The sequence below is a fragment of the Clostridium estertheticum genome, from assembly GCF_018861295.1.
Taxonomy (GTDB): Bacteria; Bacillota; Clostridia; order Clostridiales; family Clostridiaceae; genus Clostridium_AD; species Clostridium_AD estertheticum_D.
Genome location: NZ_JAHLDM010000040.1, coordinates 1 through 19,237, shown reverse-complemented (window position 1 = coordinate 19,237; position 19,237 = coordinate 1). Strand labels below are relative to the sequence as shown.

General features: G+C 28.5%; 17 protein-coding genes and 1 CRISPR repeat array. All 17 genes read left to right on the top strand.

The features are described from left to right. The first annotated feature begins 92 nt into the window (after positions 1-92). Positions 93-830: a CRISPR-associated endoribonuclease Cas6 gene (cas6, locus tag KPL54_RS24175; protein ID WP_216109056.1), complete on the top strand. Its 738-nt coding sequence runs from the start codon at positions 93-95 to the stop codon at positions 828-830. After that, positions 827-2,170, top strand: a complete 1,344-nt coding sequence (cas8a1, locus tag KPL54_RS24170) for a type I CRISPR-associated protein Cas8a1/Csx8 (protein WP_216109055.1) — start codon at positions 827-829, stop codon at positions 2,168-2,170. Before cas6 ends, cas8a1 begins: the two co-directional genes overlap by 4 nt. After that, the gene (cas7i, locus tag KPL54_RS24165) at positions 2,167-3,054 is read left to right on the top strand and encodes a type I-B CRISPR-associated protein Cas7/Cst2/DevR (protein ID WP_216109054.1); all 888 of its coding nucleotides are present in this window, start codon (positions 2,167-2,169) and stop codon (positions 3,052-3,054) included. The genes cas8a1 and cas7i overlap by 4 nt, the downstream gene beginning before the upstream one ends. Before the next feature lie 2 nt (positions 3,055-3,056). Further along, the gene (gene cas5 / locus KPL54_RS24160; RefSeq protein ID WP_216109053.1) at positions 3,057-4,136 is read left to right on the top strand and encodes a CRISPR-associated protein Cas5; all 1,080 of its coding nucleotides are present in this window, start codon (positions 3,057-3,059) and stop codon (positions 4,134-4,136) included. Positions 4,137-4,146: 10 nt separating this feature from the next. Beyond that, a complete protein-coding gene (gene cas3, locus KPL54_RS24155; RefSeq protein WP_216109052.1) occupies positions 4,147-6,372 on the top strand; it encodes a CRISPR-associated helicase Cas3' in 2,226 nt (741 codons plus the stop codon). Positions 6,373-6,386: 14 nt separating this feature from the next. Further along, complete coding sequence (gene cas4, locus KPL54_RS24150) at positions 6,387-6,881, top strand: CRISPR-associated protein Cas4 (RefSeq protein ID WP_216109051.1); 495 nt, start codon at positions 6,387-6,389, stop codon at positions 6,879-6,881. Positions 6,882-6,899: 18 nt separating this feature from the next. Continuing rightward, complete coding sequence (gene cas1b, locus KPL54_RS24145; protein WP_216109050.1) at positions 6,900-7,892, top strand: type I-B CRISPR-associated endonuclease Cas1b; 993 nt, start codon at positions 6,900-6,902, stop codon at positions 7,890-7,892. 15 nt (positions 7,893-7,907) lie between these two features. Further along, positions 7,908-8,186, top strand: coding sequence for a CRISPR-associated endonuclease Cas2 (gene cas2, locus KPL54_RS24140; RefSeq protein ID WP_216109049.1), 279 nt, complete (start codon positions 7,908-7,910; stop codon positions 8,184-8,186). Positions 8,187-8,375: 189 nt separating this feature from the next. Next, a CRISPR array of direct repeats spans positions 8,376-11,442; the repeat unit is 30 nt; unit sequence ATTTTAATTTATCCATACTGGAATGTAGAT. Positions 11,443-11,623: 181 nt separating this feature from the next. Further along, positions 11,624-12,418 carry a hypothetical protein gene (locus tag KPL54_RS24135; protein ID WP_216109048.1) on the top strand — a complete coding sequence of 265 codons (795 nt, stop codon included), beginning with the start codon at positions 11,624-11,626 and terminating at the stop codon, positions 12,416-12,418. A gap of 68 nt (positions 12,419-12,486) precedes the next feature. Continuing rightward, positions 12,487-13,425, top strand: coding sequence for an McrB family protein (locus tag KPL54_RS24130; protein ID WP_216109047.1), 939 nt, complete (start codon positions 12,487-12,489; stop codon positions 13,423-13,425). Beyond that, positions 13,400-13,771: a hypothetical protein gene (locus tag KPL54_RS24125; protein ID WP_216109046.1), complete on the top strand. Its 372-nt coding sequence runs from the start codon at positions 13,400-13,402 to the stop codon at positions 13,769-13,771. The genes KPL54_RS24130 and KPL54_RS24125 overlap by 26 nt, the downstream gene beginning before the upstream one ends. Continuing rightward, positions 13,755-13,886 (top strand): DUF2357 domain-containing protein, encoded by a 132-nt coding sequence (locus KPL54_RS26895; protein WP_216109045.1) that lies wholly within the window; start codon positions 13,755-13,757, stop codon positions 13,884-13,886. The genes KPL54_RS24125 and KPL54_RS26895 overlap by 17 nt, the downstream gene beginning before the upstream one ends. Further along, entirely contained in the window at positions 13,861-14,958 is a 1,098-nt protein-coding gene (locus KPL54_RS24115) for a nuclease domain-containing protein (protein ID WP_216109044.1), read from the top strand. The genes KPL54_RS26895 and KPL54_RS24115 overlap by 26 nt, the downstream gene beginning before the upstream one ends. Before the next feature lie 184 nt (positions 14,959-15,142). Continuing rightward, positions 15,143-16,099 (top strand): Rpn family recombination-promoting nuclease/putative transposase, encoded by a 957-nt coding sequence (locus tag KPL54_RS24110; protein ID WP_216109043.1) that lies wholly within the window; start codon positions 15,143-15,145, stop codon positions 16,097-16,099. Between the two features lie 469 nt (positions 16,100-16,568). Further along, a complete protein-coding gene (locus KPL54_RS26340) occupies positions 16,569-16,838 on the top strand; it encodes a DUF2357 domain-containing protein (RefSeq protein WP_216109066.1) in 270 nt (89 codons plus the stop codon). 196 nt (positions 16,839-17,034) lie between these two features. Next, complete coding sequence (locus tag KPL54_RS24100; RefSeq protein WP_216109042.1) at positions 17,035-18,417, top strand: HRDC domain-containing protein; 1,383 nt, start codon at positions 17,035-17,037, stop codon at positions 18,415-18,417. 383 nt (positions 18,418-18,800) lie between these two features. Continuing rightward, positions 18,801-19,237 (top strand): SH3 domain-containing protein (locus tag KPL54_RS24095; RefSeq protein WP_216109041.1); only part of this gene is annotated, 437 nt, incomplete at its 3' end.

Sequence of the window (19,237 nt, the reverse complement as noted above, 5' to 3'; positions counted from 1 at the left end):
TAATCTATTTTGACTTAAGACAAATCAATTAAGTAGTTTGAAGCTGAATAAGTATATAAATAGAAGGTTTAAACTTTAGGGAGGATAAAGCTATGAGATTTAAAATGGAGTTAGAATTAAAAAATAGATATTTACCTTTGGATTATCGACCATCTGTAATTAGTCTATTTAAACATAGTTTAACTGAATATGATAAGGGGAAGCATTTTAATACTTATTATGAAGTCGGAAAGGACAAGCCTTTTACATTTGCAGTAGGTATACCAGGTAGTACATTTACAAAAGAAAAGATATTAGTGCCAAATAGAAAAATTAACATTACATTTAGTACAGGTGATATGGGAACTGGTATAGTGTTTTTTAATGCTTTATCAATGCAAAAAAACAAACCGTATCCTTTGGCATTTGAAAATGAAATGATTATGAAAAATATTCTGATAGAAAAAGAGATTGCGATTACAACAGATACTATTGATATTATATTTAAAGCTCCTTTGTGTGTAAGGGAACATAATAGAGAAAACAACAAAGATATATATTATTCTTATGAAAAAGAAGGTTTTTATTTAGCGTTTAATAAGGTGTTAGAATTTCAAATAGCTAATTCGAATACCCTGCCTCAGTCGATCGTAGAGGGTTTTTCTATAATGCCGTTGAATTGTAAAAAGACTGTGGTTAGACACCATTCACAATTTCTAGAGGTTACAGTAGGCATGTTTAGTTTGACTGGAAATATAGCATTACTTAGTTATTTGTATACAAATGGCATTGGAAGTCGAACTTCGGCTGGCTTTGGAATGTTTGAAATAATGAGAAAGGAGACGCTATGAAAAGCATAATTGAAAATAAAAAATTCAACACTAAAATGGAAACCTCTGATTGGAGATATAGCGCAAGTATAGTGGGAATTATAAAATATTTTAATTATCTTGTTAATAAGGGAGAAGAAGTAGAAGCCGACTTATATGAAATTGATGAAGATGTAATATCATACAATAGTGAGTCAATTACAGAGGAAAGGTATTTATTATTTGTTGAGAAATATTTTGAATCTGCTATGCATCACAGGGTAATTGAACAAATAATAAATAGTACCGAATTCACTGATGACCAAATAAAATTAGTAAATGATAAATTAAAGGCCAATGTTATTATGAAAAAAGTATTTGGAGAAATTAAATTTTCTGGGAACAACAATGAGATTATTTTACAGAAAATCAATGAAAATAGGTTGTTACTAATAAAAGAAACATACAGGAGTGGAAAAAGTTTGTATGCAAACTTTGCAAACACAAATAGTTTGTTTGGAGAACCGCGTAGTATTTGTAGAATACAAAATTACAATATAGATATAGGGAAAAAGAGTAGGTCCATTTCTTATAATTGGGATTTTAGAACATATAAATCAGAGGATGAAATGGAATTTGATTTTATACCATTTGCATTTTCAAAATCATATGAAGGTTTTTTTATAAATAACAATTACTCAATAAAGCAACTTTTTGGTACAAACAATTTGATTAGTATTAGTGAGAATCCTCGAAGTACATTATTTTGTGATATGAAAAACTCAGCTAATTTTATAGACTTTGATGCGGAGGTAATTATCAAAAATAGAGATGCGGATTATTTTGAAACATTGTACATTAGAAAAGATGCTATTAAGATATTCCAGAAAATAAGAAATTATAAAGCTATTAAGATTAAATATAAGGTCAATGACAATTATTATATGGATTTTGAAAAAATAGTAACAAATAATATATTAAACAATATAAAACTTGATGCTTTAATAGAAATATTATTAAAATCTAAATCAAGCTACACGTATAATATAAAAACACTTATAGAAATTAATACACTAATTTATGGAGGAGATAAAATGGACAAGCAAATGAAATCTGCTTATGGAAGTGCTAAAAGAGTAATGAAAACAATTCCAGAAAACAAAGTTAATAGTTACAAGCAAAAGCTAATCAGTGCAATAACTTTTAAAGATTACGAAAGGTTTTGTGAAATATTATTACAGTTATCATCCTATTCTGGAGTTATTTTTGATTTTGCATATGATTTGTTTGAAGATTTTGATGAAAATAAAAATATAGCCTATACATTTATAAATGCACTTAATAATGAGTCTAATAAAGATAATGGGGGAGAAAAAATATGAATAAAAAAGCATTGACACTTACAGTTTTGGCAAATATGACATCTAATTACGGCGAGGGGTTAGGTAATATTTCAAGTGTACAAAAAGTATTTAAAAATGGAAAGAGTTATGCAACAAGAAGTAGAGAGAGCCTTAAGAATGCAATAATGGTTCAAAGTGGAATGTATGATGATTTACAAACGGTGGTAGATAAAAAAGTAAATCAAAAGGTAGTATCTGATGAGCTTAATGCTACGAATTGCAGAGCATTAGAGGGTGGATATATGAATACAACTGAAACTACATACATTCGCAAAAGTTCCTTTTATTTAACTGATGCAATTGCTTGTGATGATTTTGTGAATGAAACAAGATTTCATAATAACTTGTATCTTGCTTCAAATTTTGCTAAAAATAATAGCTTGAATCTTCAAGCAGATGCTGGTAAATGTGGACTTATGCCATATCAATATGAGTATGACAAAACTATGAAAATGTATAGCATAACCATTGATCTTGAAATGGTAGGTAAAGATGAAAACTTTAATACAGCAGAAGCTGATGCTAAGGAAAAAGCAGATAGAGTTATTGCTATATTAGATACAGTTGAAAGTCTTAATTTAGTGGTAAAAGGAAACTTGGATAATGCAGAACCTTTATTTGTTGTGGGGGGATTAATTGATAGAAAAACTCATTATTTTGAAAATGTAGTAAAGGTGGAGAAGGACAAGCTATCAATTACAGAAGATTTAAAAGATAGAATTGCAAAAGGTTGCAATGTGGCGATACTTGAAGGTGGTAATTTTAAAAACGAAGTTGAAATTAAAAATGCACTGCCATTGATTAGTGTAACTAAATTTTTCGAGGATTTAAGGAATCAAGTTAATACACATTATGGGGTGTAAGTATGGAAGTTTTAAGAATTATACTAACGCAAAGCAGTGCTAATTATAAAAAAGAAGAAACTGTTTTAAATAAAATGACATATCCACTTCCACCATTTTCAACAATAATTGGAGCATTGCACAGTGCTTGTGGTTATAAAGAATATCATCCAATGGATATTAGTATTCAGGGGAAATATGAAGCTATGCATAAAGAACCATATACAGATTATTGTTTTTTGAACTCTATTATGGATGATAGAGGAATTTTAGTTAAAATGAGAAATGAAGTCATGTTATCAACGGCATTTGACAAGGTTGCTAAGGCTAAAAAACCTCAAGGAAATAGTTTTAGAAAAGGAATTACAATAGATGTTCTAAATGGAACCTTGTTAGAAGAATACAGAGGACTTAAAGACTTAACAGAAAAAATTGCAGAGTTTAAAATAAATAGAATTGACAAAGTATTGGAGCTTACAAAAAAACGAAAAAAAACATTAATGGATAAAAAGAAAAAGTATAAAGAAGATTTACAAGAATGTCAACTGATTTCAAAAAGAGAAAAAGAAATAAAGGAATTAGAAAAAACAGTTAAAGAACGATTTAAAGATTATAAGAAGAAAGAATATGAAATACCATATTCAAGATTTGCAAGCCTTACAACATCATTAAAATATTATGAAGTTTTAAATAATATCAAATTAATACTGCATATAAAAAGTGATAGAAACACACTTGATGAAATTAAAGACAATATATATAATTTAAAGTCAATTGGTAGAAGTGAAGATTTCGTAGATGTTAGAGAGGCTTGTTTTATAGATGTTGTAGATAGTATTGAAGAGGGTATTTATAGTGATTACTCCGCATATATCAATTATGATTTAATAAAAAACAAGAAGGTGTTTTTAAGATTAGGAGACAATATATCTGCAAATGGAACAAAATATTATCTGAATAAAAATTATATAATAGAGGATAACAAACGAATTTTCAAAAAAAAGAAAGTGGTTTATACTTCGGAATATTCTGCAGAAGAAGGTTGTGATACTCTTTATTTCGATATAAGTAAAGAAAAGTCATACATAGTTAATTTTAATTAGGGGCGATAGTATGGATTTATCCAATTATAAAGCAAAACCCGATAAAACAATAAGGCAGCATACTGATGATTTATTAAGAAATCTAGATGAATTACAAAAATTAACTTATATTAGAGACAAGCATATATATGAACTTACAAAGATTGCTTGTGAATATCATGATTATGGTAAGGCAAACAGAGAATTTCAAAAAAGAATAAAGAACAATACTAAGTTTAATGAATACAAAGAGATGGCACATAATGTGTTATCTCTATATTTTATAGATAAAAATGAGTTCGACAATATGGATGATTATTATAAGGTAGCATTTGCTGTTTTAAATCACCATAACTACTGTGATAATTTAAGAGCTATATCTAATAGAGAGTGCAAAGAATTTGCAAAAAGTTTATTAAAAGAATTTAAAATATATCCTATTAAATTAAGTACACCTGAGCGGCTAAAAGACATGACAAAAGATGAAGATGCAATCCTTATAAAAGGATTTTTACATAAGTGTGATTATAGTGCAAGTGGAGAAATTCCAATTGAGTATGAAAATAATTTTCTAAATGTTGGGCTTGATAATTTATTGAAAAAATGGAGAACTAAAGATAGTAATGCAAACTGGAATGAACTTCAACAGTTTTGCAAGGAAAATACAAATAATAACATTGTGGTCGTTGCCCAAACTGGTATGGGAAAAACTGAGGCAGGACTTCACTGGATTGGTGACAATAAAGGTTTTTTTATATTACCATTAAAAACAGCTATAAATGCCATATACAAAAGAGTTAAAGAAGATATTCTAGATGAAAATCATATTGAATCTAAATTGGCGCTACTCCATTCGGATGCACTTAGCTATTATAATAATGATAATAATTCTGAAATGGATATTACAGATTACTACAATCAAAGTAAACTGTTTTCTATACCGCTTAATATTTCAACTTTAGATCAATTATTTGATTTTGTTTTTAAATACCAAGGATATGAACTGAAACTTGCTACATTATCTTATTCTAAAATAGTCATTGATGAAATTCAAATGTATGGAGCAGATTTATTAGCATATTTGATTTATGGTATTAAAACAGTAAATAAATATGGAGGGAAGATTGCAATTCTGACAGCAACACTAGCCCCATTTATAAGAGAGTTATTAAAGTCAGGAGAAAATCCGATTGAGTTTGAAGAAAAAGCATTTATAAATGATATGAAAAGGCATAATGTGAAGGTTTATCATAGCCAAATTAATGCTGATAGTATATATAATAAATTTGAAGAAAATAGGATAAAAAATATAAGTAATAAAATACTTGTAGTTTGTAATACTGTTAAAAAAGCACAACAAATATACAATGAACTTTTAGAAAAAGGAGTAACAAATATAAATATACTACATAGTAAATTTATTAAATGTGAAAGATCAGCAAAAGAAAGCGAAATACTAAGGTTTGGAAAAACTGAAAATGTTGGTAAGTGTATATGGATATCTACACAAATTGTAGAGGCTAGTTTAGATATCGATTTTGATTATTTGTTTACAGAACTTTCAGATATAAGTGGTTTATTTCAAAGGCTTGGAAGGTGTAACAGAAAAGGTATGAAATCTGTAGACGAGCCTAATTGTTTTGTGTTTTTAGAAATAGATAAGAATCTTTTGACTAATGTAACTAAAGGATTTATTGATAGTAAAATATATGAACTGTCAAAAGATGCTCTAAACGATGTAAATGGGTTATTAATTGAAGGTGACAAAATAAATATTATAAATCAATATTTAACAACAGAAAATTTAAAAGACAGTGATTATTTATTTAATTATAATAAATTTTCAAAGTGGATAGAAGATCTTACTCCTTACGAGATAGAGAAAGAAAATGTGAATTTAAGGAACATAATATCTTATGATGTGATACCTAATGAAATTTACCAAGCGAATAAAGATGAAATAGATGAAAACTCTAGAAAATTATTAAAAGTTGTAAATCGTAAATTAGCAAAACAAGAGATGGAAAACGTGAAATTAGAAAAAATAAACTTAAAAGAAGAAATTAAGAAATATACTGTGCCTGTTGGAATATATGATATTTATTTTAAAAGGTCAAATGCTATTATTAAGAAAATTCAACTAAGTAGATATGAATTTGTAAATGTTGTAAATTGCAAGTATAACGAATTAGGCTTCATAAGATTAACTGGACAAGAAGTAAAAGGACTCGAAGAAAACTTTGACAATTTCATGTAAAGGGAGTGCTTGTTATGGATAAGCCAATTACGGGTATGATGATTTATTATTACATTGTTTGTAAAAGAAAACTGTGGTATTTTTACAATCAAATACAAATGGAAGCAGACAATGAGAATGTACAAATAGGAAAGGTCTTAGATGAAAATGCTTATGAAAGAGAAGAAAAACACATTAATATAGATGATGTGATTAGTATTGATTATATAAAAAGTAAAGGCATATTGCATGAGGTTAAAAAGAGTAAAAAAATAGAAGAAGCTGGAATAATGCAAGTAAAATATTATTTGTATTATCTAAAACAAAAGGGAGTAAAAGACATTAGGGGTAAGATTGATTACCCTCTTCTAAAGCAAAATATTGATGTAGAATTGACAGAAGAGGATGAAAAATATATAGAATCTATTTTAATAGATATAAAAAAAATTGTGAATACATACTTGCCACCATTACTTGAAAAAAAGCGAATATGTAAGAGCTGTGCATATTTTGAATTGTGTTATATTTAATAGAAGGGAGGATTTACATTGAAGCGAAGCTATTATATATATAATAACGGTGAGATACACAGAAAAGATAATACACTTCAATTTACAAATAGTGAAAATGTAACTAGAGATATTCCTATTGAGCAAGTTGAAGATATATATATCATGTCAGAAATGACATTTAATACGAAGTTTATAACTTTCGCATCAAAATATCAAATCCCAATACATTTCTTTAATTATTATAGTTTCTATACAGGGAGTTTTTATCCTAAAGAGGCGTTACTAGCGGGTAACTTGCTAGTAAAACAGGTTAGACACTATGAAGATAATCAAAAAAGGCTTTTTATAGCAAGAAAATTTATAGATGCTGCTGCTGCCAATATTTATAGAAACCTAAGATATTATAATGGTAGAGGCAAAGATGTGGAAAAGCCAATGAAAGAAATAGAATCCCTCAGAAAAAAAATATTAAAAACAGAAAGTATTAATGAATTAATGGGAGTCGAAGGAAATATTAGAAAACAATATTATTCGGCATGGAATACCATTGTCAATCAACAAATAAATTTTGAAAAAAGGGTTAAAAACCCTCCAGATAATATGATTAATACAATGATTTCATTTGTTAATGGATTAGTATATACAAGGGTACTAGGAGAAATATATAGAACACAATTAAACCCTACTATTAGTTATCTGCATGAACCTGGAGTAAGACGATTTTCTCTAAGTTTAGACTTAGCTGAGGTATTTAAACCAATTTTAGGCGATCGGATAATTTTTTCATTGTTAAATAAGAATCAAATAACACCAAGCTGCTTTACAAAAGATTTAAATTATCTTCATTTAACCAAAGATGCATCTAGAACAATATCGATGAAGTTTGATGAAATGTTAAAAACAACAATTTATCATAAGGAATTATCAAAAGATGTGACATATCAACATTTAATACGACTTGAATGTTATAAATTAATAAAACATATTATGGACGAAAAAGAGTATGAAGGTTTTAAAATATGGTGGTAGGAGGAGTTTAATACAATGTATGTTGTCTTGGTATATGATATAAGTGGTAATGAAAATGGACAAAAAACATTGGGAAAGGTATATAAAATATGTAAAAAATATTTGACTCATATTCAGAATTCTGTATTTGAAGGGGAAATAACAGTAGGCCAAATAGCAAAATTAAATGCTGAATTAAATAAATTTATTAGAAAAGATTTAGATTCTGTGATAATATTTAAAAGTAGAAATGAAAGATGGCTTGATAAGGAATTTTGGGGTAAAAGTGATGATGCATTATCAAACTTCTTTTAATATTAATAAACTGTCGAAGTGACATAGCGTAAAAATGACGGGGGTACGACAAAGCCTTGGGAATTAAGGTCTTATAGCAGTAAAATGTTAAAGTTATGGTATTATTAGATCAATAATATATATAGTAAAATGACATCGACAAAAACTATGCTTGTAACACCTATAAATAGGGGCTTAAGGGGCAAACGTATTTTAATTTATCCATACTGGAATGTAGATTAGCTTTATAACATCTAATAGCTAAACAGTATAAATATTTTAATTTATCCATACTGGAATGTAGATTTAACAACAGGTAATTTTAGTGGAATAATAAACAAAATTTTAATTTATCCATACTGGAATGTAGATTTTGTTATTGCAATATGACACCCGAACATGTTACTGATTTTAATTTATCCATACTGGAATGTAGATATGCCTGATATGCAAAATCAAAGTTGCATAGGTTCAATTTTAATTTATCCATACTGGAATGTAGATAAGTTTAAAAGAAGAATTCGACAAAGAAGGTATACAATTTTAATTTATCCATACTGGAATGTAGATAAGAGTCTAAAAAGTTCTTAAAAAAGAGTGCCGGAAATTTTAATTTATCCATACTGGAATGTAGATTTAAGCTGTAACAGTATAGTCCCGTCTCTAAGTTTTATTTTAATTTATCCATACTGGAATGTAGATGAACAGAAATAACAAAAGCCTTGGAATTATCTCCATTTTAATTTATCCATACTGGAATGTAGATTGCAGTAAATGTGGACCACCACAATAGGAGGACATAATTTTAATTTATCCATACTGGAATGTAGATTTAAGTTCGTTCTCGGGTTATACTGACTTGTGGTAATTTTAATTTATCCATACTGGAATGTAGATTTGAATGTACAACCGATAAACTCTGTTACATTCATTATTTTAATTTATCCATACTGGAATGTAGATAGTATATTCAACGCATTTATCTAAAAAAGTTTGTGTATTTTAATTTATCCATACTGGAATGTAGATATTGGACTAAACCTTTTGCAAAAACTGCAGATACTGATTTTAATTTATCCATACTGGAATGTAGATTTAAATATTGTAGCATAATGTCACCAGAGCATGTTAATTTTAATTTATCCATACTGGAATGTAGATTCGCTATAATCAAGTATCAAGTCAGAAGCAAGTGCTGATTTTAATTTATCCATACTGGAATGTAGATATTGTTGCATCGCTGGTAGGAGGATTTGTAGCATTTATTTTAATTTATCCATACTGGAATGTAGATTTATTAATCGAATTACGAACGATTCTTTAAATAATGATTTTAATTTATCCATACTGGAATGTAGATTTTGTTCCTGCTCCAATTCCCATGAGGTATTTATCAGATTTTAATTTATCCATACTGGAATGTAGATCCAAGTGATCTAATTGATTCTATAGTAAAACTAGGATTTTAATTTATCCATACTGGAATGTAGATGATGTATGTAAAAGCATTGCTTTAACACTAGGCGCAATTTTAATTTATCCATACTGGAATGTAGATAATAATAATTATTATTGGTATAGTTAACATATTGACATTTTAATTTATCCATACTGGAATGTAGATGAATTTAGATAACAAAGATTCTTCTATAATAGATTCATTTTAATTTATCCATACTGGAATGTAGATGATCCTGGTGTACCATCATATAAAGAAATCATTATAATTTTAATTTATCCATACTGGAATGTAGATTTGTGTGTACTTTCACCTAAAAGCATATTGCAACCGATTTTAATTTATCCATACTGGAATGTAGATAGGAGTTCGGTTTGCTTAGTAGCTACTTTAGTTGTTATTTTAATTTATCCATACTGGAATGTAGATTTTGTAGTATTTGCTAATTTTACCGCCCCGCCTTTAATTTTAATTTATCCATACTGGAATGTAGATCTTTTAGATAAGCCAACTTTCGCTCCGAGTTCTTCCATTTTAATTTATCCATACTGGAATGTAGATTAGCGAGGAATCTTGTTGCTTGGGATACCTCAAAAGATTTTAATTTATCCATACTGGAATGTAGATCTAGCAATAAGCTTATCAAAAGGTTCTGATATGCTAATTTTAATTTATCCATACTGGAATGTAGATTTGTTTTAGTATATTTTTTATTCTGCTACAACATTAATTTTAATTTATCCATACTGGAATGTAGATACAGCTACAATTATTGAAGCGGATGGTGGGGCATGGATTTTAATTTATCCATACTGGAATGTAGATTTTGGATATATGTTATTAGGTAAACCAGTATATGTAATTTTAATTTATCCATACTGGAATGTAGATATACTTTGTGTAATTCTAAGTCTGTCGTATAGCCACATTTTAATTTATCCATACTGGAATGTAGATTTATCTGTACTTATGCGTAAACAGTTAATTACAATTATTTTAATTTATCCATACTGGAATGTAGATGGCAACGGTAAGACTATAAGCATGACAGAACATATTATTTTAATTTATCCATACTGGAATGTAGATTGGTATTAGCTAGTCTCAGAACTATCTCAAAAAAGTATTTTAATTTATCCATACTGGAATGTAGATTCCCGAGTCATGATTGAAATTGGAGAATATACTATGATTTTAATTTATCCATACTGGGATGTAGATACCTCAGCACCTTATACATTCAAAGGCTGTTTTTTTATTTTAATTTATCCATACTGGAATGTAGATTTGCGAGTATAAATCTTTTTCACTTCGGCTTATTGATTTTAATTTATCCATACTGGAATGTAGATTGTATAGCATCATTTTCATCATCCATTTCTTTTGCTTATTTTAATTTATCCATACTGGAATGTAGATTACAAATAAAGCATAGCCTAGTCCCTCGCTTAAAGCATTTTAATTTATCCATACTGGAATGTAGATGATTAAATTGCACGAGCCATTGTCTCTTGAACTATTAATTTTAATTTATCCATACTGGAATGTAGATTGGCTAATTAAATAATCAGCAAACGATCTAGTTCTTGATTTTAATTTATCCATACTGGAATGTAGATCAAAACCTTTTAATGATTTCAAATTTAAGACCCCCAATTTTAATTTATACATACTGGAATGTAGATGATGCTATAACTAATCCTACTCAGAGTATTGATGAGATTTTAATTTATCCATACTGGAATGTAGATAAAGGAACTCAAATAATTCCACATGACGAAACTGAGAATTTTAATCTATCCATACTGGAATGTTTATTTTGCCAAAACTGTTGGTGTTCCTGATTTCAATTTATATTCTATAAAAAGGGATTCAATTTATAATCAATTAAAACATATCTAGTATAAAATAGTTTAACTGATGATGTTGAATAACTCAATAAAAATTATCCTTAATTATGATACAATTACCATATGATAAAGTGAAGAAGGTGTACTAAATGGCAAAAGTTAAAAAAGATTCATGGGTAGCTATGGCTACTGGAAATGAAAAATTTTTAGGAAGAAAAACAGTAGACAAGAGTACTTTTAAATATGGAACTACAATACCACAGAGATACCATAAGGTTTTTCTAGATAACTTATCAGATAAGCTATCAGTTGGAAAAAGCATAAAGATAAAGTTCTTTATTAATAATAAAGAGTTTTCTGGATTTGTTTCATGGCCCAATTCTACAGGTAGAGGCGGAAATGTAGTGCAATTTAGATATAGTAATAAAGCTTTGCTTGAAGTTTTAAAAGAAAAATTAGAAGTAAGTTATGATTATATTGTTCAATATGAAAAAGAAAACGATAAGAAACCTACAACAATTCCAGTAGAATATCAAGAATATATAGATTTCTATAAGGGCGATAAAATAGATAATTTCGTACTTGAACTAATTCCTAAATCAAATAGCATACCAGAAGATGAAGAAATAGATGATGAAGAGATTATAGAAAATGAGATTGATAATGAATTTGATACGATAACAAATATTAATGATGAAATTACATATATTCATAAATACATAACAAGTAAAGGATTTTATTATACACAAGATCTAATTACTAATTTTTACCTTAGTTTAAAAACCAAACCTTTTGTAATTCTCTCAGGTATATCAGGTACTGGAAAGAGTAAAATAGTAGAACTATTTGCACAAGCAGTTGGTGCAAATCGTGATAATCAAAGATTTAACGACATTTCAGAAGGAAAGCATTCTACTTTTAAAAATGGTAGTTACATGCTATAACAAAGATAAAACTTAAGTGGTAGGCTACATTTCCTTCTGAAGTCGTTAATATTGCAGCACCGCAGGTGATGATTAAGCTAGTTCCTGTGAGACCAGACTGGTCAGATGCAACATATCTATTAGGTTACAGAAACATTGAGAATAAATTTGTTCCAGGCATTATTATTGATGTCGCTTATGAGGCCATGAAAAACATAGATAAACCTTATTTCTTATGTCTTGATGAAATGAATTTAGCCAGAGTAGAGTATTATTTCAGTGATATTCTATCATCTATGGAAACAAGAAATATAAAAGATGATGAATTTATAACTCAAAGATTGTTAAGCAGAGCTCAATTTGGAAAAGATGAAAGAGCCTATGATAAATATGGTGATGTTTATATCCCACAGAACTTATATATAGTTGGTACAGTAAATATGGATGAGACTACCTTCCCTTTTAGTAAAAAAGTACTAGATAGGGCGAATACTATAGAATTCAATAAGGTGGACTTAAGATACAATTTTGAGGAAGTAGAGATTAAGGAGCTTTTACCTAAAAACTATCATAATGATTTTTTGAAATCTGAGTACTTGAAAATATGGAGTTGCAAAGATGAAAAAGATACAGCAACTAAGGTTATAGATAAATTAATTGAAATAAATAATATACTTGAAAAGTACCAACAACATTTTGCCTATAGGGTACGTGATGAAATAGTGTTTTATGTTATTTATGCTGTAAAGAACAGTTTATTTTCCTTTAATAAAGCCATGGATTATTCCATTGTGCAGAAGATATTACCTAAAATAGGCGGCAGCAGCCCTGAAGTATTAGATATATTAGTAGAATTATTTAACAACTTAAATGATACTAAATACAAAAATGATGGATACATTGAAGATGTAGTGGTAAAAACTATGGAAAATCAATGTTTAAGCAGTGAATACATATTAAGTAGTGAAAAAATAATGTATATGATCAGGAGGTTCCTTCGAGATGGATTCACAACCTTCTGGCAATAATTCTGAGCTGTTATTTATAGAAACAGAAGAAGTGTATTTTTCTATTAAAGGTAATAGGGGAGCTGCTGGTTACGGCAAGTCAAAATCACTCACTATTATGGTAGAAGGTAAAGAACAGTTAGATGAGACTAGTCGGTGCCTTTATTTTAAAGAATACACTAATTATGAAATAGTTATTGAAAGAAAAAATAAAACTGACATAGAGTTTTACCATGAAAATACTAACATAAGAAACAAAGTAACACCTACAGGTAGAGGTGGAAACATCCTAAGTGGAATAATCAATTTCAGAGGAGATATAGGTTACTCAGATTTTTATGTTAAGGTAAATGGAAATACGAAATAAAAAGGTAACACTCGACGCTAAGGAAAATAGATTCCTAAAATTTATGTTAATAACTATAATTCACAAGATGGATAGTTTTATAAGAACTTATGTTATCTATAAACAAACTTGGTAGCGACAAGACCTATGAGTTTGTATTTGACGCAAAGTATAAGATAGACACATCAATAGAATACCAGAAAAGTTATGGTGGCATTGGGCCTAAGGAAGAGGATATAAACACCATGCACAGGTACAGAGATGCCATAGTATATAAAAATAGTAAAACAGGGGGCTATAACAATTGTGTTTTCGGAGCATTTGTATTGTTTCCATATAAGGATGAAGAGGCATACAAAAATCACGATTTTTATAAGAGTATAGAAGAAGTAAATATAGGTGGGTTTCCTTTTCTTCCATCAACTACAGGACTTATGGAAGAGTTCTTAGACAAGCTAATAAATGAATCCTCATATTCAACCTTTGAAAGATCACTTGAGTCTATAGGACGAGAGAGTTATATAAAAGATGAATACTTTAAGAAGAGGACAGTCCTTGTAGGATCGCTTAGAAATAAAGAGCAACTTGATATAAATCTAAAAGGTAAGTTTTATCACACTAAATGCAGCAATATTAATCTAGCAGAGCATAATATTAAGTTTGTAGCACTAGCAGAGTCAAAGAGACAGTTTGCAGGTGAGGCTGGTATAACTTATTATGGCAAGGTGGTAGTTATAAAAATTGTAAAGAGAAATACTATAAAGGATATAACTAGTGATTCTGAGGAAGATTATTATGTTTTTAAAATTGAGGGATGGGACAAGCTCTATAGAAAAATTGAAGTAAAAGGTTATCAGGTTCGAAGAATCATGTACACTACTGAGTATTTACTCCATCATACTGTGATAGTTACTGAGCTTTGTATAAAATCTAAGGAAGAGTATAGACTGTGGCAAGAGCTTAGGAGGATAAGTTCTTTAACTGAAACAGAAATAGAGAGAACTATTGATAAGGATAGTAGAATTAAGGGATTTTCTATTGAAGGAATGAAGATATTTATTAAAGATGAGGAAATTAAGGTAGAGTACAAGGGGGAATCATATAGTTTTAGTAGGGGAGAGTTTGAGAGGAAGCCTAGGGGTGTAATTGAAAGGATAATTGATATTGGGAGGGGATGTTCTAAGTTAGGATGTACCTTGAAAACATAGCAATTGAGATATCAGAGTTTAGAATGATATTACCTAAAATTATAGGAATATAACCTATACTTTTTTGTAATGAGGGAACTGTTTCACGACATTTACTAATATCTAAAAGTAGTGTAAATGGAAAGTCAATATGATATAATAAAGTTAATTAAAGAATTTCATAATCACAAGGAAGTGAATAATTTTGCCGAAAAAACATGATTTTGATGCAGCATGGAAATCGATATTGGAAGCATTTGAAGTAGAAATAGTGGAATTGCTATTTCCTGAAATATTTAATAAAATAGATTGGGAGCTTGGAACAGAATCACTAGATAAAGAGTTAATAGAAATACAAAAGGATATATTCGACAAAGATAGTAGTGAAAAAGTAATATCGGATAAAATAATAAAGGTGAGATTAAAAGATAAAGGAAGTAAGATTTTATTTATACATGTAGAAGTACAAAGCTATAGCAGTGGACATGAAATTTTTGGAGAAAGAATGTTCAGGTACTTTTATAGAATATGGGATAAGTTCAGATATAAGTATGAAGATAAATCAGAAATAGTGGCTGCTGCAATATATACTTATAAAGGTAATAGTGGAAAGGACAAAAGATATGTTTATCAATTACCGGAGTTAGAAAATGAAATATTAACATATAACTTTAAAACAATTAATGTAGAAAAAATAGAACTTGAAAGAATTAGTGATGACAATCCATTGAAATTAGTTTTTAAAATGGCAAAGAAGTTATTAGAAACAAATACAATAGATGAAGATATATGTGACGCAAAAATAAAATTAGCAAAAGAATTATCTAATTATGATAAGGTTAAAAATAATGAGCAAATAAAATCATTAGTAGATTTTTTAGAATACTTATTTTTAATTGAAGATCCAAAGTTAGAAAAGATATATGAAGAATATAAAAAGAAAAATGGAGGTGCATTCAAATTGAGTATAGACGAAATTAGAAAATTGCACTACAAGGAAGTAGGAAGAGAAGAAGGAAGAGAAGAAGAAAAGATTAAGGTAAGAATAGAAATAGCAACTGAAATGCTATTAGATGGCGAATCACTTGAGAAAATTAAAAAATATTCAAAGTTAAGTGATGAAGAAATAACAAAGTTAAAAAATAAATTGTTTCCAAATTAGTGAGATGTGCCAAAAAAACATATTTTTGCTAATAATAAATTAGATGAAACTTCAACTTGTCGGAAATTTCGACAAGTTGAAGTAAAAAAGCTACTAAGATATATAACTTATATATTTTAGTAGCTTTTTCATCGTTGAAATATAATCCGATATCAGTTATAGAATTTAGTAACCAACAAACAGATTCACTCCGCTCATCCATTTATTGGAGTACATCAGTTATATTATATAGAGTTTAATAAAGATATTCTAAAAGATGCAAGAAAGAATCTGATACAAATATTAGAAGTATATAGAGAAAATTATGATGAATTTGCATCTTATCTGCAATACCTTTTAGATGATGGTCATAGTTTTCCAAGTTTAATTAAGTTCTACATTGAATAAGCTTGAGTGCAAAGTTGGAGGGCCTGAAAAAAATAGAAACTGTTAAAAGGGATTTCCAAACTTTTATCATGAAAATACTAACATAAGAAACAAAGTAACACCTACAGGTAGAGGTGGAAACATCCTAAGTGGAATAATTAATTTCAGAGGAGATATAGGTTTCTCAGATCTTTATGTTAAGGTAAATGGAAATATACATATGAAAATAATTATAGAAGTATTACCTAGTAAGATTGATTATTATAATTTACATTATGTTATAAATGCAATGATTAGTAAAGGATTAAAACCAACAGCCCCAAGCGCAGGAGCTACTTTTAAACTTGGAGATGCAAATACCACAGTTTTCTGAAAAAAAAGATAGATACTCGTTGAGCTAAAAGATTGTTCTTGGTGGGTATTTTTACTTTTTCCTACAAATTTGAAGGATAATAGTAGGTTCTTGTAGAAATATGATTATATGATATTTCAGATGTATTGATTGAATAGTGTCTCTAGTATTTATAATAAAAAGGTTAAAGAATTGACAAAAGTATGAGGGGGGTAACATGGGATTTCTTTCGGATTTATTCAATATTGAAAGCTCACAATTTAAAACAATTTCAAAGCCAACAGCTATTAAAGAGTTTTCAACGGAAAATGGTAATTTAAAAGTATTAAATGAATTGTTATTAAGATTAAATAGTAATAACAAAAGACAATTAGTAAATAAAGAGATAATTGCAATTAAGATGGGGTTGAAAGGTGAAAGCACCGTAGATTTCGAACTTAGAAATTGTACCTTTCCTTTTTTGTATTTACATGATATAAGAATTGAATATGATGATTTAGTTGTTCAAATTGATTACTTGGTAATAACAAAAAAGTATATTTGTGTAATGGAAACAAAGCAGCTTCTTGGTGATGTAAATATAAATAAAGATGGAGAATTTATCAGAGCATACAAAAGTAAGAGCGGTTATGAAAATAAAACTGGTATGTATAGCCCAATTGAGCAGAACAAAAAGCATGTTAATTTAATTAAAAAAATTCTTAAGGATGTTTTTGATGCTGATAAGGTACCTGTAAAATCAGTTGTTGTAATGGCCAATCCAACAGCAATTATAAGGAGAACGTATGCCTCAAAAGAAATACAAAATCAAATAATTAGAGCCGAGAAATTATCTGATTATTTTTTGACCCTAAATAATGACTTACCTTATATTGTTTTAAAAGAAGCGACTGCATTTAAAATTGCTAATTATTTAAAAGAAAAGCACACACCTATAAATATTGATTATCAAGGTAAGTTTGGCTTATTAGAAAAAGATTTTATTGCAGAGTCCAACTCAACTAAAGAAAATATTAAGAAAGAGATAAAAATCTTGGATAGCAAAGTTAGGGTGCCAGAAGAATTAATAGTTCAGAAAATAGATATTGTTCCTGAATTAAGTGAAAGTGATAAACAGATGACAGAAGATTTAAAAGTATATAGGAATCAAAAGGCAAAAGAAGAGGGTTATAAGGGCTTTCAATATCATTGTGTATTTTCTGCAAGTACAATAGGTAATATAGTAGAAATCAAACCACAAACTATTGAGCAGTTGTTTCAAGTTAGAGGGTTAGCTCAGTTGAAGATTAATAAATATGGTAATGATATTTTAAAGATTACAAGAAAAAAAATTGATAATGACCCATATACAGTTAAAGAAACGAAAAGCATCCCAGTTATTATAAATAAGGAAGATGAATTAAGAAATAAATTAAAACAATTCAGATCTGAAATTTCAGCGAAAGAAAGTATAAGACCTTATCTTGTATTTAGTAATCAACAAATGGAAGAAGTATTGAATGCTAAACCTATAACAAAAGATCAACTTTCTCATGTAAGTGGGTTTGGTGAAATAAAAGTAGAAAAATATGCTGATGGAATTGTTAATATATTTAAATAGAAGTTTCTACTTTGCCACAGTTATTGTAGGTTCCTTAAAAAATAAAGAGCAACTTGAAATAAATCTAAAATATCTAGGTCAATGAATGAAACAAGTGCGGTATCTAGAACTGAAGGGTTACTTCCTAGTATAGCAGGAATTGAAATGAATATTAATTTTTACTGAATTAAAATAATTAAACTAGTGGGATAAAATAAGTGCTATAGAAGTTAAGAAAAAGGTTATGCCTTATTGAATTTAATAGTTCAGTAAGGCCTTTAAAATCACTTGAAAGTTATGCATATATATAAAGTTATTGGAAAATTTGACGATATAGAAAGTAATAGCAAAATGAATATAGGTATGCACAAACATATATTTAAAATGAATTTTGGAGGCAAATAATGAAAAAAAGATTAGCGTTAGCAACAATTTTATTGACTCTAGCAAGTTCTCATAGCGTATTTGCTGATAGTGGTGTAATAAATGCAAGTTCATTAAACTTGAGACAGAAACCATCACTTTCATCCTCAATTTTATCTTTTATACCCATCAATACGAAGATAAGTACTTTAGGAAAAAGTGGTAATTTTTATAAAGTAAGCTATAAAGGGAAAACTGGATATGTGTATAGCTCATATGTAAAAATAGTACAAGCTACTACGGTGGCATCTAGTACATTAGCTAGTACAACCAAAACTGGGGTAGGCAGTACAAAAGTATGGTATTTAAATGTACGTAAAACAGCAACTACAGGTAATAATATTATTGGTTCAATTAATCCAACAAATAATATAAGTTTATATGGAACTCAAAATGGTTATTATAAAATTAAATATAA